Source organism: Paenarthrobacter sp. Y-19 (genome assembly GCF_029223985.1).
Classification (GTDB): domain Bacteria; phylum Actinomycetota; class Actinomycetes; order Actinomycetales; family Micrococcaceae; genus Arthrobacter; species Arthrobacter nicotinovorans.
The window spans coordinates 3,416,334-3,438,536 of record NZ_CP119414.1 but is presented as its reverse complement, the minus strand read 5'-3'; the positions used below and the strand labels follow the sequence as shown (position 1 = coordinate 3,438,536).

Sequence of the window (22,203 nt, the reverse complement as noted above, 5' to 3'; positions counted from 1 at the left end):
AATGGATTACTGAAGAACGCGATAACGGAAGTAACGAGTAGCGCCGCGGCCGCCGTAAGGGTCAATAACTTCATCTGGCCAGGATGCATCAATCAACAGCGCTCACGAGCAGAAGATACAGGAATTGAGTGGCAGTTTGGCTGCCTATAGGTGCTCGCCAGGTCAAAAATGAGTGTCGGTCAGAGCCGTCGAGGTGGTGGAGCGGTCACGAGCCTGCCGACAAGGGCGCCCCATGATGGTGCGCAACGGGTAGCTGTATCACCACCTAGACGACTGCGGATCACCACCTAGATGACCACATATCACCACCTAATTTGATAGATTTCGCTACCTAATTTTGAATTTCGATCCTGTGCAAGCATTTTCGTTCAGTTAGATGCCGATAGGTGCGGTGTTCACCGCAACCAAATTTGGATGCAAAAGTATCCAATTACATCGGAGGAAATTTGAAGAAGAATCTCTTGATGTCCACAAGGGTGGTCTTGGCCACGACAGTGAGCGCCTGCCTCCTAGCGGCCGGTCTGGGTCCTGCCGTGGCGGATGACCACCGGGATGGTTCGCGCGCGATCGAATACACTCGGGCGAATGCCTTGAGCGGCGATGCCGAATCACCCATCGCGACCGTACCGGTTGCGGGCACTGAAATAGTTACAACCGACGAACAATCGCGAGACAGCATCTCGGTATCGCTTCCCGGGACTCCTTCGCTTCCCGAAGACGTGGATCTGAGTGGAGTGCCGGCGGGGCTGTTTCACGGGGACGATGCTCCCCTGGTGAGCACGGCGCTGCCCGGGGCATCGGTCACCGCCTACGCAACTGAGTACGGAAGTCAGTCCATCATCAGCATCGAGGGTGAAGCGGCGCCCCACGAGTATCGATTCGATTTGGATCTTCCCTCAGGGGCGTCAGCAGAAGTGAACGCTGACGGTTCTGTTCGGATCGTCGACGCCACCGGCAAACCGCTGGGTCTGGTTCAGGTTCCGTGGGCATACGATGCCAACGGGGCGAAGGTTCCCACGTCGTTCTCCCTGTCAGGTTCGGAGCTCGTCCAAACAATTGCCCATGATGCCTCTACGGCTTACCCGGTAAAGGCGGATCCAAGTATCCAGTGGATTCCGTGGCCGGTGCTCGCCGTCTGGGGCGCGGAGATAAAGGCCTTCAGCTCCATTTCAGTCGCACTTGGGGCTGGTGGGGCATGGGCTGGATGTACCTTCACGCGGCTTTCCGGAGCGCTGTCTAAGATTGTTAGCCAGATCTGTACCGTTGTCGGTATTGCCGGCGTCAAGGGCGTAGTGGATGCTGTCGCTTCCGTATGGGGGCCTTCGTACATCAATAGCAACACCTGTTACGGCGTTCCCTTGTACAACCCTCGGGGTGGCCTTGCGACTATGCCAGCGCGGGACTGCTGGTAGCAGAGGCGCTGCTGACCAGGGAGAAACCATGAAATGGTACAGGTACGTTCATCCAGCAATTTTCGTTGCTTCATTCGTGCCGCTCGTGTTCTCTATGGTTCCGTTTTGGCACGGCGTCGCAATACCGCTCATTGCTCTCATCCCCTTTGCGGCCAACGAAATCTGGCTTTCCCGAAAAGTCAGGAAGCCGTCTGGCGGTAAGACCCCGTAGGCATCCTGGCGGTGAGCCCTCGGCGCACGGACATTTGACCGGCGCCGAGGGTTTGCACGTCTGAAGGGCTTGGGCCACCTAGACGAGGCTCGTTACACCACCTAGACGAACCCAAACAGCCCCTAATTTCGTCCGATTCACCACCTAGTTTTGCCGTTCCGCCCTGTGGCGCCCCCGGCCGCACGTAGTGTCGATTCCAAGAACGAACACGCCGAAACTGGGGGAAGGTCACAGATGACAACCACACCGGAACGGGCCATTGATCCTGTCCTGCAGGCCTTGGAAGGCGGAAGCCGTCCCGGAGACCAGCAGGAGATCCATGGATGCCGCCTTTATGACCACATCCTCTCCAAGGACCTGACGGAGATTCCCGAGATCATGGCCGCGGTTGGTGAAACCCATGGGCCGATCCTTGAAGTGGCCCCAGGTTCAGGCCGCCTCACTTGGCATCTCCGTTTCTTGAGGCGGGAGATGGCTTTGGGAGAGGTGGGTACAGCTTGCGCCGCTTTGGTGGAAACGTATGGCTGCGTCGTCCTTGGGGCCAGTTATGCCACGCTCCTTGAGCCGCACCGCAGGCGGATGCTGTTCCGCGAGGTGAGTCGGGGCTTGGCTCCGGACGGACGCTTCCTGATGACCGTGGTCAATGCTGATCACCGCGCCGAGGAGGAAACCATCAACGGCGGCACCACAATTTCCCAACTGGGGGAGGACGCATTCCTGATCACTGTTGAAAGCCGGGATGCCCTTAACGGCGCACGTCACCTGAACATGAGCTACGTCAGCTTCAACGAGTGTGGAACCTACCGGTCGTCTGAGTACACGAGCGATATCGCTTTAGTGAGCACCGAACTCCTCGAAGAAGAGCTCAATGCGGAGGGTCTCAGCGTTCTGGAGCGCCGGCCCATCGCGGTTGTCCCCGAAAGTGCCGACATTCAAGAGCTCAACCTTTGGGTGTGCGCCCGGAATCAACAGGGCCAGACAGAAGTAAAGGATCGTCCATGAGCAACAAATCGATGAGCTGGCTAATCCTGGCCATGGTCCTGGGATTCTATTCCCTGTACATCGTCATTTCCGGTGCCAGCGACTCCGTTTGGTCGCTCACCACCGGAGTCGTTTGCGCCCTCGCTGCCTGCACAGCCTACTGGCGTTCCCGGCTGGAACGCAGAGCGGACCGCGGCTGACAATGCCGCGGTCCGCTCTGACGGTAGAAAGCTACTTGGGCTTAGGACCCTTTCCGGGGCCTTGACCGTGGTCGGAGACCACCATCGCAGAGCCACCTCCTCGGCGAGTCGGCTCGGATACGGCGGTGAGCTTGCCGCCGTCGCCGAATTCAATGGCAGTAGCCGCGCCGATCTCAGCCGCAGATGTGAAAGCATCACCGGCCGGAACCAGATCGTGTCCCAGGGACTCCAGCGCCGGCCCATAAGCGTCAATGAACGCTGGTTCGGAGCTGACGGTGGTTCCGTTCCTGGGCGCTGCCCGTGGAGCCGCGAGGGCTTCGGAGATGCTCATGCCCAGGTCAACCCGGTTGATGATCGTCTGGAGCACAGTCGTGATGATGGTGGAACCGCCTGGCGAGCCGAGGGCAAGGAACGGGGCGCCGTCCTTCACGATGATCGTGGGAGACATGGAGGAACGCGGCCGTTTCCCCGGCTGGATACGGTTAGGGTCGGCGGCGTCGTAAACCGTGCTGAAGTCAGTCAGCTCGTTGTTCAGCAGGAATCCGCGGCCAGGAACAACGATCCCGGACCCGCCCGTCTGCTCAATCGTGAGCGTGTACTCCACCACGTTTCCCCACTTATCCGCAACGGTCAGGTTGGTGGTGGAGATGTTCTCGGTGTCGGATTCTTTGGCGAGCGGTGCCGCCGAAGTCGGGCACGCGCCGTCGTAATTCGTGACGTCACCCGGGGCTACCGGCTTCTTGGCCGCCGCTGCCGGATCGATCAGGCAAGAGCGCTCCTTTCCGAAAGCAGGATCCAGGAGGGCCTGGGTCGGAACCTTCACGAACGCAGGATCGCCGACGTATTTGCCGCGATCTGCGAACGCAAGCGAACTTGCCTCGAAGTAGCGGTGTAGCGCGTCCGTTGCTTTCATTTCGGAGAGGTTGAACGGCGCCAGGATATTCAGCGCCTCCCCGACAGTGGTGCCGCCGCTGCTGGAGGGGGCCATGCCGTAGACGTCATAACCGCGGTAGGTCATGTGGGTGGGATCCTGATCCACCACCTTGTAGTCGGCCAAGTCCTTTGCTGTCATGAAACCAACAGGAACGGGCAGCGTCGGTTTGGCGACCTTGGGCGGCGCCTGGACGGTAGCGACGATTTCCGTAGCCAGCTTGCCGCCATAGAAGGCGTCCGTGCCTTCCTTGGCAAGCAGCCGATAGGTCGCCGCGAGGTCGTGGTTCTGGAAGACGCTCCCGACGGCGGGAGCCTCGCCACCGGGGAGGAACAGGTCCTTGGTCGAGGTGAAGTTGCTGAACCGTGCCTGGTTGTCCTTGGTTTGCTGGCGGAAGGTTTCGTCCACCACGAAGCCCCGGGTTGCCACCTTGATGGCTGGCTTCAGCGCGTCACCCAGGTCCATGGTGCCCCACCGTTCCAGGGCGCGTTCCCACGTGGCCGGAGTTCCGGGGACACCGACGGAGACGCCGCTTGTCACCAGCTGCGGGGTGAAAGGGTAGGGCTTCCCTGTGGCGGGGTCAATGAATGCATCGTTCGGCATCGCCGCCGGAGCCGTTTCACGGCCGTCAATCGTGCCGACTTTTCCGGTCTTGGCGTCGTAGAACACGAAGTATCCGCCGCCTCCTATGCCGGCACTGTACGGTTCGGTGACTCCCAAGGTCGCGGCAGCGGCGACGGCGGCATCGGCTGCATTGCCGCCCTTTTTCAGAACCTCAATCGCTGCTGCCGAGGCTTCCGGATCCACGGTGCTGACAGCTCCGCCATATCCGGTGGCCGTAGCCGTTTTCTCGGTTTCACGAGGATCGGCGGAAGCCGGGCTTGCTATCCCCACGCTCGTTGCGCCGAGTGCGAAGGCTGCTGCGACAGCGGCCAGCTGACGTCTCACATGTGTCATGGTTTCTCCCAGAACTTTCCCAGACGATGATGTGGGCGAACGGTTCGGTCACCCTACCCCGGGGTCTTGCGAGGGACAACGGTTGATTCTTGAAGCAGTGGGTATTGACCTACTGCTTGCCAGCGCCCTGACGTGCGGCGATGGTCCGGACAGCGACGCCTACCAGGCCGATACCCAAGGCCAACAACACTGTTGGACCGGCACCGCCGTCGGGCCCCAACGCTGCGGTCAGGACCTGCCGGCCCATGAGCACCATCTCAGGGATATCGCCGGCAATGACCCGGGTCCCCAGAACCGACTGGACAGCTGTGAAAACCGCCGGGATAACCCACAGAAAAACAAGGTTCAACACCCACACCACTACACGGCGGGTAGGTTTGAGCCCGCACCAAGCCAGGGCGCAACCCACCAGGACAGCGGGAACCCAATGGGCGATGGCCGGTACTTGGATGGGCAGATTCTGCCGCCCTGCGACACCGACTGCCCACGCCACAGCCCAGGACGTAAAGGGGACGGCCGCGAGTCCTATACCCAAGGCTGCGATGGCCCGCGTCTTGGCTGCGACCAGGAGAAGCGCCACAAGGGAGGCAGCCAGCGAGGAGATGACGCCGGCGAGGAGGCCAAAGTAATAGTAGTCCGTGAGCCTTCCACCAGCGAGGCCATCGTTCAGTGCCGTGAACGACTGGACCGTTGCTACAACCTGGACCATCAGGACACCGCACACCGCACACCACGTCGCTACCCCTCGGTGAACGGGCTTCCAGAGCCTGATCACCAGTCCGGCCGCTGCTCCTCCGGTGGTCAGGAGTGCGATCAGGGTCAGGACTTCGTATTGGCTAAGGGGCAGCAGCGCCAAGGGCATCTGATCCGGCATGACCTGGTTGGCCCAGAGGTTCTGCAGGGGGAGCTTGGCGCCGGTAATCCACCACGGGGTGAGGCCGAGCGCTGCGGCAAGGAAGCCGATCGACAAGGCCACTGCGGCCTCACGGGCGGCACTGCTATGGCGGCTTTCCGACGCCGGAGCGTGGTTCAGTGCCTGCGGGGCGTGGCTCACGGAAGCTCCTTTGTCTCTGTGGGATTCATAGGCGTGATGGGCATGAAGAGCGACGCCAAACCACATACTACATTGACTGGATTAACCGTTGATGCGGTGCATTCCCATGATCATTGTTGGCTTCGGCCCGCCCAAACCTAAACCACCAACCGCAGCGGCCGTTGCCCCAACTGCACCGTGATCTCCTGCCCCCAGGAAGCCGTCAACCGGTCGTCCTCCATGCCATCGCCGAACACCACCAGCTGGTCGGATGCCACGGTAAGGCGCAGGACTTCTCCGGCTTCCAGCACGCCCTCGGTCAAAGAAGCCCCGGTGACCGGTGATGGCCAGGCTTCGCGGACGAACCAGGCGAGGCGTGGATCGGTAGGGGCGGGCAGGGCCCGCCCGCCACGTTCCAAGGCGATGGACGCGCACCATCCGGTGGCCCCGGTTCCGGTGGAAACAATGAGGCCCGACGACGACTGCCGCTCGGTCTGTCCGCCGGCCTGCGTGAAGCTCGGCACTGCGAGCGAGTACTTCGCCGACTGGTGCGAGGCGTGCCCGACGAAAACTTCGTTAAGCGCCGAAAGCTGCTGGCCGTCGTCGAGCGTTGCCGTCACGGTGGTGAGGTCCTGGCAGCGCAGCCGCCCGACATCTCCAGCAGCCAGGAGTGCAGCGGCGGCCGTTGGCGTGTGACGGACAAGGACGCCGGGGTTGGCCCCCGGCTCGGGGTCGATGCCGATCACCGGCTGCCCGTTCAGGTACTTGGCGACGTTCGCAACCAGTCCGTCCTGCCCGACGACTGCGATGATGTCCTCCGCCGTGAGCAGGAAGCGGCTGAGGTCCGCGCGTTCCACTTCGGCCTGCCGCCAGTCGGACGGCACCGCTTCCCGGACGGTTGCGAGGGCGGCGGTGAGGCGGTCGTGCCGGTCCTGAACGTCCTGGATGCTGCGCCCGCGGGTGCTGAGGAAGAATTCGGCCTGGCCGCGGGTGGCGTGCCGGTCCAGGAGTTCCTGAAGTTCGGTCCGCCGGTGGACGAGGACGATGCGAGGGGTTGCCATGACAGATCCTTACTTGGTGACTTCAGCGGTGGCAGCGGGTTCCTTGAACAGTCCGGCAAGTGCTCCGCTGAGCAGGTCCGGGGTGATGGTGAGGTTACCAATGTTCGGCAGGCTGCCTGCTGCATCCTTGAGGGCCAGAGCCAGCAGGGTGGCTTGTTCCATTCCGCGGTAGACCTCCATGGTGGCGGCTTCGCGGGCAGCTGCCGCTTCGCCGACCAGCCGGATCTGGTTGGCTTCGGCCGCGGCGCCGATGCCCTTGCGTTCGGCAGATCCCTGGGCCTCGATCAGACCTGCCGCCGCCTTCTCTTCGGCGGCGCGACGGGCGTTGGCACCTTCCTGGGCCACCAGGTTCTCGCGGCGGACCGCCAGTTCGATCTGGCTTGCCATCTCGTTCTCGGAGATAGTGCGTTCACGTTCGACGGCGACTGCCCGCCTTTCGTAGACCGCCCGGTCCGCTTCGGCTTGGAGCTGTTCGCGGACCGGTGTCTGCAAGGCCCGTTCCACGTCGGCTTCGGGCCGGACGGCCAGGACCTGCACGCCGAGGATTTCGATGCCGGTGGACTGGAGCCTTGCATCGGCGCGGAGTGCTTCGGTGAGAACCAGCCGGAGTTGGCTGACTCCGCGTTCCAGGGCTTCGGCGAGTGTGGTGGTGGCGATCTGGTCGATCGCGTGGCTCTGGCACAGCTGGCCGATGATGGTGGAAACCTGTTCGCGACCGGTGGCCGGTGCCTTGCCCGCGGTCTGCAATCCGAAGTCCAGGCGTGTGGACACGGCTACTGGATCGATGAACCGGTAGGTCACGTTGGCCTGAACGCTGACGTCCTGGTGGTCGCGGGTAATGGCGTGGAAAAGCGTGGGGAGTTCCTGGTCGTCCACGGGAACTTCGCTCAGTACCGAGTTGGCGGGACGGAAGAAGAATGCCTGGCCCACTCCCTGGTGCTTGACCGTCCCCTTCTGCAGGTGGACGACGTAGCCGGTGGGGCTGCCGAGGAAGTGGCTGATCCAGGGGTAGCGCTTGATGATGGCCATGATGTTCTCCTTTACTTATTGTCGTCAATTTGACGATAACTAAACAGTAGGAGCTTCCCGCATTATTGTCAACATGACGATAACTTGCCTAGAATTGCTGCATGCCTGAATCCCATCCGGCGCCCCAGCGCTTCCCGGTGACCGTCGACGTCGTCGCCCTCACCGTGCGCGACGGCGAGCTGAACGTCCTGCTCATCACACGCCTCATCGAACCCTTCAAGGGCAAACCCGCACTGCCGGGCGGCTTCGTTCTCGCAGGCGAGGACCTGCAGGAGGCGGCGGTCCGCGAACTCGCGGAAGAGACCGGCGTCGAGCGCCTTCCCGGGCACCTCGAGCAATTGGGGAGCTACGGACCCAAGGGGCGCGACCCCCGCGGCGACGTACTGACCGTCGCGCACCTCCTCCTGGCACCGGACTTCCCGGTACTGGCGGCCGGCAGTGACGCGGAGAACGCCGCGTGGTATCCGGTGACGAAAGTCCAAAGCGGAGAGCTGGAACTCGCCTTCGACCACGCCAAAATCCTCGACGACGCCCTTGAGCGGGCCAAGTCCAAACTCGAATACTCACCCCTCGGCGCGGCTTTCTGCGGCGAGGAGTTCACCATCGCCCAACTTCGTGCCGTGTACGAAGCCGTCTGGGGCACGCGCCTGGATCCGCGGAACTTCCACCGGAAGGCGACGGGGACGCCCGGTTTCCTGGAGGACACCGGCCGCATGACAGCGGGCGACGCCGGCCGCCCGGCTGCGCTGTTCAGGCTCGCCCCGGAGGCCCGTCCGACGGCGGGCCACCCCACGCGCGCGGTGCTGAACCCGCCGCTGATGCGCCCCGTTGCGCCCAAGTAGGCGAAAGCTAACGCTCTCTTGGGAACTTAGGGGGACGTTATCCGTCCCTTAGTTTGCCGGCGTGGGCGAGAACCGCCGTTGCTGTCGCCTCCGGCTCCGGCGTCGAGACGATCCAGGTGCGGTTCGGCAGCTCGATAGTGACGGCCGGACCACCGACCAGCAGACCCCACGTCCTCCGCCCCAAGTACCGGACGCCGAAGCCCTCGGTCATGGAACTGGCAGGCGCTGGTGAGGCGTCGACGATGTCTGCCAGCGGTATGTGCTTGGCGTAGAACGGCCGGCATCGAAGCACCAGATTTTCGGCTGCGGCTTCGATGCTCACTGTCATGCGGAGAACCACAGCGGTCAGAAGCAGCAAAGCTATAGCCAGAGCTGTGGTGATCAACAGGACGCCACTGGGAATCGCCGTGGCGATGATAAACAAGCAGGCCACCCCTACAACGCCTGCGATGACCCTCCGGGAGTTGCGGCCGATCCGCGCCTCAGAGATGACTGACGAGTTCGAAGTCAAAGCCGGCAATCCGCTCACTGTGGCAGGTCCGGTTCCGAAGGGGCATCCGCGGCCTTCAGGCCAGAGTGCTTGCTGAACCTTGGCCGCAGCCATCCATCCAGGTAAACCGTGGCCGCGGCCACCACAAGACCCAGAAGAAGGGATGGCAGTGGGCCCAATGTGGATAAGAGGATCATGTAGGACCCGAATCCACTGATGAAGATAAGGAGCCCTCGCCGGGTTTTGGCGCTCATTAACTTTCCCCCAATCGCTGCCCGCATCGATGTGGACAGGTGGCGAGCCTACCCGGAGCGCGGCGGGGAGCGAGTCAAATGCTGCCTACGCATGAATCCGGGAAGGCGCCACTTAGGAGGACGTTATCCGTCCCTCATTGCCTGCGTGGGCGAAGGGAGACGGCTCCGTTGCTGCAATGAGCCGGTTCAGTTGGGCCCGCACCTCTTCCGGGGTGCCGTTGGCGTCCACGACAACAAAGTCAGCGAACCCAGGGAGAGCGCGGTAGGCGTCCCGAAACGCCTGCAGTTCGGCCAGGCTTTCTTTATCGATGCCGCGTGCCATGACACGCTGGTGCGCACGGCGCGGGTCGACGTCGAAATGAACTGCCAGGTCCGGGGTGGGCAGCATCCGCAGCAGCCACGGCAGCAGTCGTCCGTGTTCCAAGCCCTTGCTTTCCCGGAGCGCGAGCTGGCAATGCAGGTGGCGATCCATGACAACCAAGCCGTCGGTCCGTCGGGCGCGTGCATGGTTGACGAGCACGGTGAAAAGGCGCACGCCTGTCTCAATGAAATCTGCCACCCGCGGCGGAAGCGGGAAACTGAACCGCTCGGCCAGCAGGGATAACTGCCTCCGGCCGGCGTGATTGCTCAGCAGCAGGGCATCCCGCCCCTCAGCGCGGGCCGACTCGACCAGGGCGCGGGCCGCCGTCGTTTTTCCTGAACCGTCAATTCCTGTCAGAACAATGAGCATGAGGCCTCCCCTCGTTTCCTGTCCAACGAAGGGGAGCGGCCTCTTGTGCCGTGAGTCGGCACACAGCTCGGCGGGGGCGTCCTGAGGGCGGTCCCGGGGGCATCTCCGCAAAACGGTAGTAAGTTTCCTGACGAACTGCTTCGCCAAAGAGGGAAGCACGCCTATCATGATGCTATGTACGTACTCCTGACGGGCAAAAGATTCGTTTGGATCCTTTTCCCTGAGGGTACGTAAGAAATACGGAGATGAATTTCTCCAACCGGTGCCCGTTGGCATGGGTGGCGCTCCACACGGTGTGGAGTACCAGCGGACGCCTTCCTGAATAGACAACAGTTATTGAAAGGGATGCGTAGCTCAATGAACACACTCTTGATAATCGCCGGCGTAATCGCGATCATCCTGCTTCTTGTAGGCGGATTCAACCAAGCACTCAGTTTCCTGCTTTGGGTAGGAATTATCCTGCTGGTGCTGGCACTTATTGGTTGGGTCGTCGGCAGGGGCCGGTCGCGCGTATGACAACTGGTCCAAGCGAAGTTGCCGGTTTTTCCCAGGTTCGCGACGGAACCACCACCCCTGGCCATCCCATTCCCAGGGAGCCGGGGGTGCCAGAAACCAGCGGCCCGGGAGACGCCGGTGACGCATCGTCGGGAAGTCAGGATGACTCCGTCGATGCTGGTCCCAGCGAATCTGCCAATCCACCCGGGCCGGCAGAAGAAAAGGATGAAAAGACAGCGGACAACCGCGGTCTGACAACCGAAACCAATCCCACGGATTGATCGGATCAGCGGGGCGGCGGGCGGGAGATATCCGGTCCGCCGCCACGCTCCTTTAGGGTCCCAAAACCACGGTTTGTCACTAATTGCTGAGCGTTGTCAGTTAGCGATTGGGGTAGAAATGCGAATCGGTTCAATCATCGGGCTATTGGTTGTCGTCTGGCTCGTTATAGGGGCAGTTGCCGCCGGGCAACGCGGCTACTACAGCGACCCGCCCGCCCAGTGCTCGCAAGTGGCAACCATTGCGCTGAATATAGTTGCCGGCCCACTGAATTACATGGGCATGAATCCTCAGGGTGGGTGCGAGATTCCGAAGCCGTCATGAGTAAATCTCCGCGGCTCCGAACCGTTCTCCTCACTCTTCTGGTGGCTGCTGCCGGCGTGTTGGCCGGCTGTTCGCAGCAACCCTCAGCCGACGCCCTGAAAGGGCCGGCTGATGAGGTTTCATCGGCCGTGCGGGCGGCCAGCCTTGCGGTGGATCTCAGGATTTCGGACAGTACGACGGCGGCCGCCGCTGCTACCGCTGCCGACGACATGCTGGGCGATGTGGAGTCGGCCACGAACGAGGTGCACGGACTCACGGCGCAAACCCAGGAAGAACGCGTACTTCGCAACGATGTCCTGGCTGCCTTCTCCTCCATTTCCAGGGCACTCCTGCACGCGCGGGATGCCCTTTCTTCGTCGTCGAACGGTCCTGACGACGGGCAAGGGAAAGCCCGGCTTTCCACCGTGCAAGGAGAACTTCGCGTTGCCACCGAGCAACTGGACAGTCTGATGACCAAGGCCGGCATCCAGTGAAACGGCTCCTCGGTGTTGCACTCGGCATCCTGACGGCGATCGGGGGCTTTGTTGACATCGGGGACCTCGTGACGAACGCCGTGGTGGGCTCACGGTTCGGCATGTCGCTGGCATGGGTGGTGCTGGTGGGCGTCGTCGGTATCTGCCTCTTCGCAAATATGTCCGGCAGGGTGGCTGCAGTCTCCGGCAGGGCCACTTTCGAAGTCATTCGGGAGCGCCTTGGACCCCGGGCCGGATTGGCCAATCTGGGTGCGTCCTTCCTGATCAATGTCATGACGGTAACCGCCGAAATCGGCGGCATTGCCCTTGCCCTCCAACTAGCCAGCGGGGTGGCCTATATTCTCTGGGTTCCTTTTGCGCTGCTGGCCGTGTGGCTGGTGGTTTGGCGGGTGAAGTTCAGCATCATGGAGAACGTCACAGGACTTGTGGGTTTGTCCTTGGTGGTGTCCGCCGTCGCCCTGTTCCTTCTCAAACCTGATTGGGGTGCCCTGGCCGGGCAGGCGTTTTCTCCGTCCGTTCCGGCCCAGGAAGGCGCCGGCGTGTACTGGTACTACGCCATTGCCCTATTCGGAGCTGCGATGACGCCGTATGAGGTGTTCTTCTTTTCCTCCGGAGCAGTGGAGGAGCGCTGGAAGATCAAGGACCTGGCCCAATCACGCCTCAACGTCCTTCTCGGCTTCCCGCTCGGCGGGTTCTTGTCCCTTGCGATCGCCGGGTGTGCCGCCGTCGTTCTTCTCCCCGCCGGAATCAGCGTCACCTCGTTGTCGCAGGTTGCGCTTCCCGTGGCGCAGGCGGGCGGCCAGCTTGCACTGGCTGTGCTGATTCTGGGGGTGGTGGCAGCGACTTTCGGGGCGGCCTTAGAGACGACGCTGTCCAGTGGCTACACGCTTGCACAGTTCTTTGGATGGTCGTGGGGCAAGTTCCGCCGCCCGGCCCAGGCAGCCCGGTTCCACGTGTCGATGATCGTGGTGTTGCTGGCCGGGGTGGCGGTGCTGGCCACGGGCGTTGATCCCATCCTCGTGACTGAATACTCCGTGGTTTTCTCGGCAATAGCGCTTCCGTTGACCTACCTGCCGATACTCATCGTGGCCAACGACCCGCAGTACATGGGCAAGCATGTCAACAACCGCGCGGTGAACATCGCCGGAGTGATCTACCTGTTCATCATCCTGGTTGCCTCCCTGGCGGCCATCCCCTTGATGATCGCCACAGGAGCTGGAGCATGAACAAGAGCAAGCCCAAACGCTTCCAACCGCAGCAGCTCCACGCTGCACCCTATCCGGCGGGCCTTGTGCTCGACGCCCAGCTGCACTTGTTGGACAGGCAGATATTGGACGTCGACGGCGTCCCTGTCACCACGGTCGACGACATCGAGCTGAGCGGGCCCGAACCCGATGAGAAGATCCCGGAGGGATCGGCGCCCCCGCAGATCACGGCTTTGCTCACTGGGCCGGTATTGGGAACCCGCATTTTCGGCGGCAGGCCGCCGTCGAGCCGTTTGATCCGTATTCCGTGGAAAGTGGTGGCGGGCGTGGACACGGTGGTGTCGCTGGGGGTCCGCGCCGACTCGATGGATGCCTCATGGGTTGAGCGGTGGCTGCGAAACCATGTCATTGCGAGGATCCCGGGAGGCAGGCATGAACCTTAGCGACGTGTTGGGCAGCGATGTAGTGGATGGGGCCGGCCAGCGGTTGGGCGAGGTGTCGGACGTCCGGTTCGCATTGGATGCGGGAGCAGGTCAGCTCCTTAGCCCGGCCCGGCTGGTGGGCATCGTGGTAAGTCCGCGGACGGCGTCGTCGTTTCTGGGCTTCGAGCGGCAGGAAATCAGTCAGCCTTGGCCTGTTGCTCAGCTGCTCCGTTGGCGGCACAAGGGGTCATTTCTGGTGCTGTGGGAGGACATCGCGGTGATGGGTCCGGAGAGGGTCGGACTGCGCCCTGGCTTCACCGCCTACGATGCGCGGCTGACACGATAGACCATCGAAAAGGGAAATGCTAAGTTTACTGATAATTTTGGCGTAGCATGGACATGCCACTAAGCATCCTTATAGGTTCGAAGTGTTCCATCAACACGTTCGCCGCATCGGAAAGGACTAGTCATATGGACAAGCAGGACGCCACACCCGAAGAGGAAGTAGGAGGCTACGGCACTCCTACGGCAGAGCAGGAAGCCGGCGGAGGCCAGGCCCAGCCGCGCGTTGAAGAAGACATCGACGAGGCTGCATTGGGTGAGGGTACCGGTGCGCCGAACCTTAGCCACTTGAATCCGGAAGACTCGGACAGCTCCGGCGAGCCGGGCGCAGGCCGCTTTGGCGGCATCGACGAACAGTCCCACGCAGAGCAGTCATCCGTGCCGGATGACACTGAAGAACTTCCCGATGGCAGCGGAAACGACCTTCCCCAGGAAGAGTCGCCGAACGATGATGACGAAGAAAGTTTTGACGCCGGCTAAGAGCTTTGGCTGGCGCGCTTAGACTGGCGCGCCACTGGTTAAGCAGCCAGCCGGTTGGTGCGCCGCCGGAAATCCCGAATCTGGAAACAGAGGCTAGATCGAAGGAGCAAGACCCATGGCAACGGTGAACAAGTCAATTGACGTGGACGTGCCCGTGTCTGTCGCCTACAACCAATGGACGCAGTTCGAATCCTTCCCGGAATTCATGAATGGCGTGGAGTCCGTGAAGCAGATCGATGACACGGCCCTGCACTTCTCCACCAACGTGGGAGGGGTCAAGCGCGAATACAACGCCCAGATCATCGAGCAGGTTCCTGACGCATTGGTGAGCTGGACAAGCGTTGACGGGCCGCGGAATTCGGGCACAGTCAGCTTCGTGCCCCTCGAGGATGCCCGCACCCGGGTCAACGTGGCCATCGACTGGGAGCCTGAAGGCCTCGCCGAAAAGGCCGGATCTGCGCTTGGCGTGGACGAACTGCGGGTGGGCGCCGACCTCGACAAGTTCAAGAAGTTCATAGAAGCCCAAGGGCACGAGTCCGGCGCCTGGCGCGGAACAGTGTCCGGTGGCGATGTGGACGACGCAGGCGGAGCGCCTCTGTAAATCTTGCTGCACGCGAGGGCCGGCCGTTTCCACGGACCGGCCCTCGCGGCATACTTGGAGTAACCGTGAAGGGGAGTACCGAAAGCCATGGCAACGTCCAGCAGCGTAGAGGCAGAACAGAAATTCGACGCCCTGGAGTCCACGCCGCTTCCGATGCTGGACGCCATCGACGGCGTGGGCAGAGTCGGTGACCCGGTAAGCCACACACTGGAAGCCACTTACTTCGACACCAGCCGGCTTTCGCTCGCACGCCACGGAATCACGCTGCGGCGCCGCACCGGAGGACACGACGCCGGCTGGCACCTCAAACTGCCGCTCGGCCCCGGAAAACGAACCGAAATCCACGCTCCTTTGGGCAGCGCAGATACCGTTCCGGTGGAGCTCATGGACAGAGTGCTCGCCTATACCCGGGCGCACGCCGTCCTCGCAGTGGCCACCCTGCATACGGATCGTATGAGCTACGCCCTGTACGGAGGCCAGGGCGAGCGTTTGGCCGACTTCGTGGATGATCGGGTCCGGGCCCATGTCACGGTGGGGGACGACCGCCGGCTTGAATGGCGGGAATGGGAGGTGGAGCTCGCGGCCTCCGACGGAACCGGTGACTCCCTGTTGGCAACCTTGACCCGCCAGCTTTCCGCAGCAGGTGCGACTCCCAGCCATCGAAGCTCCAAACTGGCCACCGCCTTGGGCGGCTTGGGTGGCGAATTGCCCATGGCTGGGAAAGCTGACCGGAAGCCAGGCGCCGCCAAGGGCGCCGGCAAGAAAACGGCAGCGGACGCCGTGCTCAGCTATTTGCAGCGGCAGCTCGCCGGCCTGCTTCTCCAGGACGCCCACGTGCGGCTGGGCCGTGACGATTCCGTACATCAAATGCGGGCGTTCACCCGACGGATACGCTCGGTCCTGCACATTTATCGTCCGCTTTTTGCCCCCGGGCCCGTCAATGACCTGGAACGCGGGCTGAAATCCTTGGCGGAGACCCTGGGCCGGTACCGCGACACCGAAGTCCTGCATGAGCGCCTGCGGGATGCCCTTGATGAGCTGCCGGAAAACCTGGTCTTGGGCCCGCTCCACGATGAGCTGGACCAGCGGATGATGATCAGGGCCGATACTGCACTGGCCGCCATCCGGACGCGTCTGACCAGCCCGGGGTACTTCCGTCTCCTCGACGACCTTGAGGCGTTCATCGAAGCGCCGCCCCTGACGGAAAAAGGGCGCGCACCGGCAAGGAAGACCACCGCGAAGCTCGTCAACAAAGCCGTGAAGCGCCTCCGCAAGCGCCACGACGCGGCGGTATCGGCCGCCGTCGGGCAATTACGCGACGAAGCCCTGCACCGCGTGCGGAAGTCCGCCAAGAAGCTGCGTTTCGCGGCGGCGGCCGCAGAGAGCGTCCACGGCAAGCGCGCAGCGAAGCTTGGCAAGGCTGCGCACAAAGTCCAATCGGTTCTGGGTACCCACCAGGACAGCGTGTTGGCCCGCAGAGAATTGCTGGACCTTGGTTCAGCGCCCGGGACGGCCAGCGCGGCCTTCACCTATGGGGTGCTGCATGCAAGGGAATCCGCCGTTTCAGACGCAACGGAGCGCAAGTACCTTAAGGGCAGTGCCAAGACCTTGAAACTGCGCCTTAAGAAGTAGGTTCCGGGTTGCCGGCCGGTGTGGCCCGGGCACGCTCAGCGTCGTGCAGCCGGCGCGACGCAGCCACGGCGTCCATGTTGTCCTCAGCCCAATCCTTCATGTCGAAAATAATCGGCAGGAGTGAGCGGCCGCGGTCCGTGAGCCAGTAGTCGGTCCGGACGGGGACGGACGGCGTGACTTCCCTGTGGATCAGGCCATCGCGCTCCAAAGAACGCAGCGTGGATGTCAGCATTTTCTGGCTGGCCCCCGGAATGTGCCTGCGTAACCCGCTGTGGCGTTGCGGTCCCTCTTCCAGCGCCAGCATCACCAAAGTCACCCATTTGCTGCTGATCGCTTCGAGCAATTGCCGGGCCGGGCAGTTCTCCAGGGAGGCGTTGTACTGGTGCCGGGCTTTCTGACGGGTCTGCTCAGCCGTGAGTGTCATACCCCCAATCATTGCAGGCACTTCGACGTGCCTTGGGCACAAAAAAGTGCGTTCTTACGCTGTGCCGGGAAGCCGGGCGAGGATCAGTAAGGGGTCGGAACGTCCCCCGTTTGAAAGGAAAACCATGCCCTCCATCCTCCATATCAACGCCTCTCCCCGTTACGGCAGCAGCGATTCGCTGGGACTCGCCCGTCACTTCATCGATTCGGTCCAGTCTGCGGCTCCGGAGACTTTTGAACTGGAGACACTGAACCTGTTCGACGACGATGCACTGCCGGCTTTCGGTCGGGTCGCCGCCTCCGCGAAAATGGCGGTCTTCACGGGCCAGGAACAAACGCCGGAGCAGGTGGCAGCGTGGGAAGCGGCACGGTCGGTCTTTGACCAGTTCGCGGCGGCGGATGCCTACGTGTTCAACATTCCCATGTGGAATTCGGGGATTCCTTACGCTTTGAAGCAGTGGATCGACATCGTCACCCAGCCCGGTTGGAGTTTCGGTTTCCACCCGGAGCATGGGTACACCGGTCTCATGGAAGGGAAGCTGGCGATGGCCATCCACACCAGCGGTGTCTACGCCCCAGGGGTCCCGGCAATGTTCGGTGCCGACTTCAGCAGCACGTATTTTGCCGATTGGCTGAACTTCGTGGGGATCCAGGACGCCGCCCACATCCGATTTGCCCCTACGGTCCTGAACACGGACGTGGACGGCAGCCGCCACCTCGCGGAAAGGGAATTGAGCGACGCAGCACTGTTGTTCGCAGGGAAGCTCGATGCCGTTCGGGCCTCGGAACTGATCAGCAAGTGAGGTGAACCGGGGGCGTTGTCCGGGTTGCCTCCACAACGCCCCGGTTCCCTCTAGTTGCCCACAGCAACCAGACGTAAACTGGCCTTCGGTTTCACTTCGAAAGCTCGGAGACAGCATGCTCTGGAAGGTACTGGTTCGCTTCCTGCGGCCGCATCAGCGGTTGCTGGTGGGCGTCGTCATTTTTCAGTTGGCGCAGTCGATTGCGTCCTTGTACCTGCCGACGCTCAATGCCGACATCATCGATCACGGCGTTGCCACCGGGGATACCGATTACATCCTCCGCATGGGCGGGCTGATGCTGCTGATCACTCTCCTGCAGATCGCGTGCGCCGTGGTTGCGGTCTACTTCGGGGCGAAGGCTGCGATGGGCATGGGCCGCGACGTGCGTGACGCGATCTTCAACCGGGTGGGGGAGTTTTCCGAACAGGAAGTCACCAGGTTCGGTGCTCCTTCCCTGATCACCCGGTCCACCAACGACGTCCAGCAAGTCCAACAGCTGGTCCTGATGTCCTGCACGCTCATGGTCGCGGCGCCGATGCTGAGCATTGGCGGCGTGATCATGGCCGTGCGCCAGGACGCGCAACTGTCCTGGCTGATTGCCGTGTGCGTGCCCGTGCTGTTGGTTGCCGTCGGGCTGATCGTGACACGGATGGTTCCCCTGTTCCGCAAGATGCAAGTGCGGATCGACGCCGTGAACCGGGTCCTGCGCGAGCAACTCACCGGCATCCGCGTCGTGCGGGCTTTCGTGCGGGAGGACATGGAAATCAGCCGGTTCGCCAAAGCGAACGACGACGTCACCGACGTCGCGCTGCGGGCCGGCCGTTTGATGGCGCTTATGTTCCCTGTGGTCATGCTGGTCATGAACGTATCCAGCGTGGCAGTGATCTGGTTCGGGTCCTTCCGGATCGAGGACGGCTCCATGCAAGTGGGCACCCTGATCGCATTCCTGAGCTACCTCATGCAGATCCTCATGTCGGTCATGATGGCCACGTTCATGGCGGTGATGATCCCGCGCGCGTCGGTTTCTGCCGACCGCATCGGGGAGGTGCTGGATACCGACTCCAGTGTCCGGCCGCCGTCGAACCCTGTCACCGGCGGCATCCGCCGCGGCGAGTTGGAAATGCGCGACGTCGGATTCGCCTACCCGGGTGCCGAGCGGCCCGTGCTGAGTGGCCTGACTTTCACGGCCCGCGCAGGGCAGACCACCGCGATCATCGGCAGCACCGGAGCCGGCAAGACCACGCTGGTCAACCTCATGCCCCGGTTGTTCGACGCCACAACGGGCTCCGTCCGGATGGACGGTGTGGACGTCCGCGACCTCCACCCGGACCTGCTGTGGGGGCACATCGGATTGGTGCCGCAGCGGCCGTACCTGTTCTCCGGCACGGTCCGCAGCAACCTGCAATACGGCAAACCGGACGCCACCGAAGACGAACTGTGGCAAGCGCTGCGCGTGGCCCAGGCTGACGACTTCGTACGCGGCATGGACGGGGGCCTGGATGCGGCCATCTCCCAGGGTGGGACCAACGTTTCGGGCGGGCAGCGTCAAAGGCTCGCCATTGCGCGGGCCCTGGTGAAGCAGCCGGAGCTCTACATTTTTGATGACTCCTTCTCCTCGCTGGATACCGCCACCGACGCGCGGCTCCGGCAGGCCCTCAAGCGCCATACCAACGGCGCCACCTTGGTGATCATCGCCCAGCGTGTGTCCAGCATCGCCGACGCAGACCGGATCCTGGTGCTCGACGACGGCAGGATCGTCGGCCAGGGGACGCACGAAGAATTGTTGGAGACATCCGAAACGTACCGCGAAATCGTCTCGTCCCAGCTGGCAGCGGAGGAGGCAGCATGAGCACGTCCACCGCTCCAGCCGGCGGCCGCGGACCCCAGCGCCCCGCAATGGGCCCGGGAAGGGGAGGCCCGTTCGCCGGAATGAACATTCCGGCAGAGAAAGCGTCGAACTTCAAGGCTTCGGCCCGCAGACTCCTGGGAACCCTGCATCCGGAACGGCTCTGGCTGGCCCTGGTGCTGGTCTTCGCCGTGGCCAGCGTTGCGCTGTCCGTGATCGGTCCCCGCTTGCTGGGCGAAGGGACCAACCTGATCTTCGCCGGCATCGTGTCCAAGCAACTGCCCGCCGGGGTATCCAAAGAGCAGGTCATCGCGGGCCTGCGGGCCTCAGGTGAGAACAGCAAAGCCGACATGCTGGGCGCCATGACCCTCACACCCGGCGTCGGAATCGACTTTGGAGCGTTGTCCTCCGTACTGCTGTGGGCACTGGCCCTGTACGTCCTTGCCTCAGCGTTCGGCTGGATGCAGGCCTACGTGCTCAACGGTGTCGTGCAGCGGACGGTGTACCGCCTCCGCCAACGCATCGAAGCAAAAATCCACCGCCTGCCCCTGCGCTACTTCGACTCCATCCAGCGCGGCGAACTGCTGAGCCGGGTAACCAACGATGTTGACAACATCTCCCAAAGTTTGCAGCAATCGATCAGCCAGGTGGTCTCGTCCCTGCTGACTGTGCTGGGCGTGCTGGTCATGATGTTCCTGCTCTCGCCGTTGCTGGCGCTGATCGCACTGGTGACCATTCCCCTGACGCTCGGCACGACGCTCCTCATTGCAAAGCGCTCGCAGAAGCTGTTCGTTGCCCAGTGGAAGAACACCGGTGAGCTCAACGGCCAGATTGAGGAAACCTACACCGGGCATGCCCTGGTGAAGGTGTTCGGGCGGCAGAACGAGGTCCAGGAGAAGTTCCGCGCCAAGAATGGTGAGCTGTTCCAGGCCAGCTTCGGAGCGCAGTTCGTCAGCGGTCTGATCATGCCGGCCATGACGTTCATCGGAAACCTGGTGTACGTAGGCATTGCCGTGGTTGGCGGCCTGCAGGTGGCTTCCGGTTCCATGCAATTGGGTGATGTGCAGGCGTTCATCCAGTACTCACGGCAATTCACCATGCCCCTGGCGCAGCTCGGATCCATGGCGAACATGCTGCAATCCGGCGTTGCCTCCGCCGAGCGTGTGTTCGATCTCCTGGACGAGGACGAAGAGTCGCCCGAACCTGCTCCTTCGGGCGCTTCGGCCGGGCGCGGTCGACTGGTGTTCGAGAACGTCTCCTTCCGCTACTCCCCGGACAAGCCCCTGATCACGGACCTCAGCCTGGTGGCAGAACCCGGCCAGAGCATCGCCATCGTCGGGCCTACGGGGGCGGGCAAAACCACCCTGGTGAACCTGATGATGCGCTTCTACGAGCTGGACTCGGGGCGGATAACGCTCGACGGCGTCGACATTGCCTCCATCTCGCGGCAGGAGTTGCGCTCGCGGATGGGCATGGTCCTCCAGGACACGTGGCTGTTCGGCGGCACCATCCGCGACAACATCGCCTATGGCCGGCCCACGGCTTCTGAAGCCGAGATCGTCGAAGCGGCGCAGGCAACGTATGTGGACAGGTTCGTCCGGTCCCTCCCCGAGGGCTACGACACCGTTCTCGACGACGAAGGCGGCAACGTCTCGGCCGGCGAGAAGCAATTGCTGACCATCGCCAGGGCCTTCCTGTCCCGGCCATCGGTGCTGATCCTGGACGAAGCCACGAGCAGCGTTGACACCCGTACCGAGGTGCTGGTGCAGAAAGCCATGAACGCCCTGCGCTCGGACCGGACCAGCTTCGTCATTGCCCACCGGCTCTCCACCATCCGCGACGCCGACCTGATCCTGGTGATGGAGGACGGGCAGATCGTGGAGCAGGGCACGCACTCGGAGCTGCTCTCTGCCGGTGGGGCCTACTCCCGGTTGTACGAAGCCCAGTTTGCGGCGCCGGCGGCGGAGGAAGTTTGAGCTTTCCGGTTGCGGGGCAGGTGGCTTCCTGACCCACTTATGGGTGCCTTCCTGACCCACTTTGGATGCGTAAACGCCATCTTTCAACGCTATTTGGTTGTTTTCGGATCACGCTGCGGCCAAAGAAGGTCGGGAAGCGCACGTGCCTGCTAAGGCAGCCTCGAAGGCCGGAGCACGTTTGCGTCGCCCGCCTTGCCCGGGTCGAGCGGCACCGGGCTGGTCAGGACAGCCGGCCCACGATGCAGCAGTCCGCCGGAAACAACCTGGCACCGCACGCCGCCGCGCCCGCGCATCGCCTTGTGGGCACCCGGGGCGAGCATCTGGTCCATCCAGGCGCAAGGATGGGCTGGTCTGCCGGCCTTCAGCGTCACCACATCTCCACCGGACTCCAGCGTGAATCCGTGGCCGAGCAATGGAGTCAGTTCCACTCCCCGCAGCACGACGTTCCGGCGCGTCAGCAGCGGATCGAAAGGCCCGGCGTCGAGTTCGGCAGCAATGGCTTCCAGTGCCTCAACGGCGAACACCGTCACTGCGGCGTCCATGTGGGCGGCCTTGCCGAAGAACCTGTCCCCAACAATCCCCTTGCCGGCAACCAGCTCAGCGTGGTCGGCGTCGGCAGTTGGAACGTCCGCGGCGCCTTCGCGCGCACGGCCAAAGTAGGCGTGCGCCGGCGACACCAAAAGGTGCAGCACTTCGACGTCGTACCTGTAATCATTCATGCTTCAACGCTAGCCCCTGTCCGTGTGGAGCGCAGGGGGCATTGTTCCGCGG

Annotated in this window: 25 protein-coding genes; 16 read left to right on the top strand and 9 right to left on the bottom strand. The window is 62.8% G+C overall.

Annotated elements, in window-relative coordinates; all coding sequences use genetic code 11:
- Positions 1-464: 464 nt before the first annotated feature.
- From PYR64_RS16025 to PYR64_RS16015, 3 genes are all read left to right on the top strand, one after another.
- Positions 465-1,412, top strand: a complete 948-nt coding sequence (locus tag PYR64_RS16025) for a hypothetical protein (RefSeq protein ID WP_275776281.1) — start codon at positions 465-467, stop codon at positions 1,410-1,412.
- Between the two features lie 445 nt (positions 1,413-1,857).
- Positions 1,858-2,625: a hypothetical protein gene (locus tag PYR64_RS16020; RefSeq protein ID WP_052247282.1), complete on the top strand. Its 768-nt coding sequence runs from the start codon at positions 1,858-1,860 to the stop codon at positions 2,623-2,625.
- Positions 2,622-2,804 (top strand): hypothetical protein, encoded by a 183-nt coding sequence (locus PYR64_RS16015; protein ID WP_039242942.1) that lies wholly within the window; start codon positions 2,622-2,624, stop codon positions 2,802-2,804. Before PYR64_RS16020 ends, PYR64_RS16015 begins: the two co-directional genes overlap by 4 nt.
- A 31-nt stretch (positions 2,805-2,835) precedes the next feature.
- On the opposite strand, the gene ggt is transcribed toward PYR64_RS16015, so the two are convergent.
- The 4 genes from ggt to PYR64_RS15995 form a co-directional block, all read right to left on the bottom strand.
- A complete protein-coding gene (gene ggt / locus PYR64_RS16010; RefSeq protein ID WP_039242940.1) occupies positions 2,836-4,692 on the bottom strand; it encodes a gamma-glutamyltransferase in 1,857 nt (618 codons plus the stop codon).
- A gap of 109 nt (positions 4,693-4,801) precedes the next feature.
- The gene (locus tag PYR64_RS16005; RefSeq protein WP_275776276.1) at positions 4,802-5,746 is read right to left on the bottom strand and encodes a hypothetical protein; all 945 of its coding nucleotides are present in this window, start codon (positions 5,744-5,746) and stop codon (positions 4,802-4,804) included.
- Positions 5,747-5,883: 137 nt separating this feature from the next.
- A complete protein-coding gene (locus PYR64_RS16000; RefSeq protein WP_039242938.1) occupies positions 5,884-6,786 on the bottom strand; it encodes an NAD(+)/NADH kinase in 903 nt (300 codons plus the stop codon).
- A gap of 9 nt (positions 6,787-6,795) precedes the next feature.
- Positions 6,796-7,815, bottom strand: a complete 1,020-nt coding sequence (locus PYR64_RS15995; protein WP_039242937.1) for an SPFH domain-containing protein — start codon at positions 7,813-7,815, stop codon at positions 6,796-6,798.
- Between the two features lie 101 nt (positions 7,816-7,916).
- On the opposite strand from PYR64_RS15995, the gene PYR64_RS15990 reads away from it, so the two are divergent.
- Positions 7,917-8,657, top strand: coding sequence for an NUDIX domain-containing protein (locus PYR64_RS15990; RefSeq protein ID WP_110505561.1), 741 nt, complete (start codon positions 7,917-7,919; stop codon positions 8,655-8,657).
- A gap of 37 nt (positions 8,658-8,694) precedes the next feature.
- Here the strand turns inward: PYR64_RS15990 and PYR64_RS15985 are convergent, their stop codons facing one another.
- From PYR64_RS15985 to PYR64_RS15975, 3 genes are all read right to left on the bottom strand, one after another.
- Positions 8,695-9,168, bottom strand: coding sequence for a hypothetical protein (locus PYR64_RS15985; protein ID WP_275776273.1), 474 nt, complete (start codon positions 9,166-9,168; stop codon positions 8,695-8,697).
- A 14-nt stretch (positions 9,169-9,182) separates the two neighbouring features.
- A complete protein-coding gene (locus PYR64_RS15980) occupies positions 9,183-9,401 on the bottom strand; it encodes a hypothetical protein (protein ID WP_275776271.1) in 219 nt (72 codons plus the stop codon).
- A 112-nt stretch (positions 9,402-9,513) separates the two neighbouring features.
- Positions 9,514-10,131 (bottom strand): dTMP kinase, encoded by a 618-nt coding sequence (locus tag PYR64_RS15975; protein ID WP_275776269.1) that lies wholly within the window; start codon positions 10,129-10,131, stop codon positions 9,514-9,516.
- A gap of 357 nt (positions 10,132-10,488) precedes the next feature.
- Here PYR64_RS15975 and PYR64_RS15970 point away from each other — a divergent pair, with 357 nt between their 5' ends.
- The 9 genes from PYR64_RS15970 to PYR64_RS15930 all read left to right on the top strand — a co-directional run bounded on the left by PYR64_RS15970 (position 10,489) and on the right by PYR64_RS15930 (position 16,384).
- The gene (locus PYR64_RS15970) at positions 10,489-10,647 is read left to right on the top strand and encodes a hypothetical protein (RefSeq protein ID WP_018778776.1); all 159 of its coding nucleotides are present in this window, start codon (positions 10,489-10,491) and stop codon (positions 10,645-10,647) included.
- An 86-nt stretch (positions 10,648-10,733) separates the two neighbouring features.
- Entirely contained in the window at positions 10,734-10,907 is a 174-nt protein-coding gene (locus PYR64_RS15965; RefSeq protein ID WP_156369765.1) for a hypothetical protein, read from the top strand.
- 318 nt (positions 10,908-11,225) lie between these two features.
- Positions 11,226-11,702, top strand: coding sequence for a hypothetical protein (locus tag PYR64_RS15960; protein WP_018778778.1), 477 nt, complete (start codon positions 11,226-11,228; stop codon positions 11,700-11,702).
- Positions 11,699-12,928 (top strand): divalent metal cation transporter, encoded by a 1,230-nt coding sequence (locus PYR64_RS15955; protein WP_275776264.1) that lies wholly within the window; start codon positions 11,699-11,701, stop codon positions 12,926-12,928. The genes PYR64_RS15960 and PYR64_RS15955 overlap by 4 nt, the downstream gene beginning before the upstream one ends.
- Positions 12,925-13,350, top strand: a complete 426-nt coding sequence (locus PYR64_RS15950) for a hypothetical protein (protein ID WP_039242929.1) — start codon at positions 12,925-12,927, stop codon at positions 13,348-13,350. Before PYR64_RS15955 ends, PYR64_RS15950 begins: the two co-directional genes overlap by 4 nt.
- Positions 13,340-13,675: a PRC-barrel domain-containing protein gene (locus PYR64_RS15945; protein ID WP_275776261.1), complete on the top strand. Its 336-nt coding sequence runs from the start codon at positions 13,340-13,342 to the stop codon at positions 13,673-13,675. Before PYR64_RS15950 ends, PYR64_RS15945 begins: the two co-directional genes overlap by 11 nt.
- Before the next feature lie 47 nt (positions 13,676-13,722).
- Entirely contained in the window at positions 13,723-14,151 is a 429-nt protein-coding gene (locus PYR64_RS15940; protein WP_035733983.1) for a hypothetical protein, read from the top strand.
- 115 nt (positions 14,152-14,266) lie between these two features.
- Positions 14,267-14,752 (top strand): SRPBCC family protein, encoded by a 486-nt coding sequence (locus PYR64_RS15935; protein WP_018778783.1) that lies wholly within the window; start codon positions 14,267-14,269, stop codon positions 14,750-14,752.
- 87 nt (positions 14,753-14,839) lie between these two features.
- On the top strand, positions 14,840-16,384 hold the full coding sequence (locus PYR64_RS15930; protein WP_275776257.1) for a CYTH and CHAD domain-containing protein: 1,545 nt from the start codon (positions 14,840-14,842) through the stop codon (positions 16,382-16,384).
- Here the strand turns inward: PYR64_RS15930 and PYR64_RS15925 are convergent.
- Entirely contained in the window at positions 16,374-16,808 is a 435-nt protein-coding gene (locus PYR64_RS15925) for a helix-turn-helix domain-containing protein (RefSeq protein WP_275776255.1), read from the bottom strand. The genes PYR64_RS15930 and PYR64_RS15925 overlap by 11 nt on opposite strands.
- A 124-nt stretch (positions 16,809-16,932) precedes the next feature.
- On the opposite strand from PYR64_RS15925, the gene PYR64_RS15920 reads away from it, so the two are divergent.
- The 3 genes from PYR64_RS15920 (at position 16,933) to PYR64_RS15910 (ending at position 21,432) form a co-directional block, all read left to right on the top strand.
- Positions 16,933-17,610 (top strand): NAD(P)H-dependent oxidoreductase, encoded by a 678-nt coding sequence (locus PYR64_RS15920; protein WP_275776254.1) that lies wholly within the window; start codon positions 16,933-16,935, stop codon positions 17,608-17,610.
- A 115-nt stretch (positions 17,611-17,725) separates the two neighbouring features.
- Positions 17,726-19,459, top strand: a complete 1,734-nt coding sequence (locus PYR64_RS15915; RefSeq protein WP_275776252.1) for an ABC transporter ATP-binding protein — start codon at positions 17,726-17,728, stop codon at positions 19,457-19,459.
- Positions 19,456-21,432, top strand: coding sequence for an ABC transporter ATP-binding protein (locus tag PYR64_RS15910; RefSeq protein WP_275776250.1), 1,977 nt, complete (start codon positions 19,456-19,458; stop codon positions 21,430-21,432). The genes PYR64_RS15915 and PYR64_RS15910 overlap by 4 nt, the downstream gene beginning before the upstream one ends.
- A gap of 149 nt (positions 21,433-21,581) precedes the next feature.
- Here the strand turns inward: PYR64_RS15910 and PYR64_RS15905 are convergent, their stop codons facing one another.
- A complete protein-coding gene (locus tag PYR64_RS15905) occupies positions 21,582-22,151 on the bottom strand; it encodes an MOSC domain-containing protein (RefSeq protein ID WP_275776248.1) in 570 nt (189 codons plus the stop codon).
- Between the last annotated feature and the right edge of the window lie 52 nt (positions 22,152-22,203).

What these genes read in the sequence shown, in the direction of transcription:
- ggt (WP_039242940.1), bottom strand. Translation starts at nt 4,692, where the DNA reads ATGACACATGTGAGACGTCAGCTGGCCGCTGTCGCAGCAGCCTTCGCA.
- PYR64_RS15925 (WP_275776255.1), bottom strand. Translation starts at nt 16,808, where the DNA reads ATGACACTCACGGCTGAGCAGACCCGTCAGAAAGCCCGGCACCAGTAC.
- PYR64_RS16025 (WP_275776281.1), top strand. Translation starts at nt 465, where the DNA reads ATGTCCACAAGGGTGGTCTTGGCCACGACAGTGAGCGCCTGCCTCCTA.
- PYR64_RS15970 (WP_018778776.1), top strand. Translation starts at nt 10,489, where the DNA reads ATGAACACACTCTTGATAATCGCCGGCGTAATCGCGATCATCCTGCTT.
- PYR64_RS15930 (WP_275776257.1), top strand. Translation starts at nt 14,840, where the DNA reads ATGGCAACGTCCAGCAGCGTAGAGGCAGAACAGAAATTCGACGCCCTG.
- PYR64_RS16020 (WP_052247282.1), top strand. Translation starts at nt 1,858, where the DNA reads ATGACAACCACACCGGAACGGGCCATTGATCCTGTCCTGCAGGCCTTG.
- PYR64_RS15915 (WP_275776252.1), top strand. Translation starts at nt 17,726, where the DNA reads ATGCTCTGGAAGGTACTGGTTCGCTTCCTGCGGCCGCATCAGCGGTTG.
- PYR64_RS15910 (WP_275776250.1), top strand. Translation starts at nt 19,456, where the DNA reads ATGAGCACGTCCACCGCTCCAGCCGGCGGCCGCGGACCCCAGCGCCCC.
- PYR64_RS15990 (WP_110505561.1), top strand. Translation starts at nt 7,917, where the DNA reads ATGCCTGAATCCCATCCGGCGCCCCAGCGCTTCCCGGTGACCGTCGAC.
- PYR64_RS15940 (WP_035733983.1), top strand. Translation starts at nt 13,723, where the DNA reads ATGGACATGCCACTAAGCATCCTTATAGGTTCGAAGTGTTCCATCAAC.
- PYR64_RS15975 (WP_275776269.1), bottom strand. Translation starts at nt 10,131, where the DNA reads ATGCTCATTGTTCTGACAGGAATTGACGGTTCAGGAAAAACGACGGCG.
- PYR64_RS15905 (WP_275776248.1), bottom strand. Translation starts at nt 22,151, where the DNA reads ATGAATGATTACAGGTACGACGTCGAAGTGCTGCACCTTTTGGTGTCG.
- PYR64_RS15945 (WP_275776261.1), top strand. Translation starts at nt 13,340, where the DNA reads ATGAACCTTAGCGACGTGTTGGGCAGCGATGTAGTGGATGGGGCCGGC.
- PYR64_RS15935 (WP_018778783.1), top strand. Translation starts at nt 14,267, where the DNA reads ATGGCAACGGTGAACAAGTCAATTGACGTGGACGTGCCCGTGTCTGTC.
- PYR64_RS15995 (WP_039242937.1), bottom strand. Translation starts at nt 7,815, where the DNA reads ATGGCCATCATCAAGCGCTACCCCTGGATCAGCCACTTCCTCGGCAGC.
- PYR64_RS15960 (WP_018778778.1), top strand. Translation starts at nt 11,226, where the DNA reads ATGAGTAAATCTCCGCGGCTCCGAACCGTTCTCCTCACTCTTCTGGTG.
- PYR64_RS15920 (WP_275776254.1), top strand. Translation starts at nt 16,933, where the DNA reads ATGCCCTCCATCCTCCATATCAACGCCTCTCCCCGTTACGGCAGCAGC.
- PYR64_RS15950 (WP_039242929.1), top strand. Translation starts at nt 12,925, where the DNA reads ATGAACAAGAGCAAGCCCAAACGCTTCCAACCGCAGCAGCTCCACGCT.
- PYR64_RS16000 (WP_039242938.1), bottom strand. Translation starts at nt 6,786, where the DNA reads ATGGCAACCCCTCGCATCGTCCTCGTCCACCGGCGGACCGAACTTCAG.
- PYR64_RS16015 (WP_039242942.1), top strand. Translation starts at nt 2,622, where the DNA reads ATGAGCAACAAATCGATGAGCTGGCTAATCCTGGCCATGGTCCTGGGA.
- PYR64_RS15980 (WP_275776271.1), bottom strand. Translation starts at nt 9,401, where the DNA reads ATGAGCGCCAAAACCCGGCGAGGGCTCCTTATCTTCATCAGTGGATTC.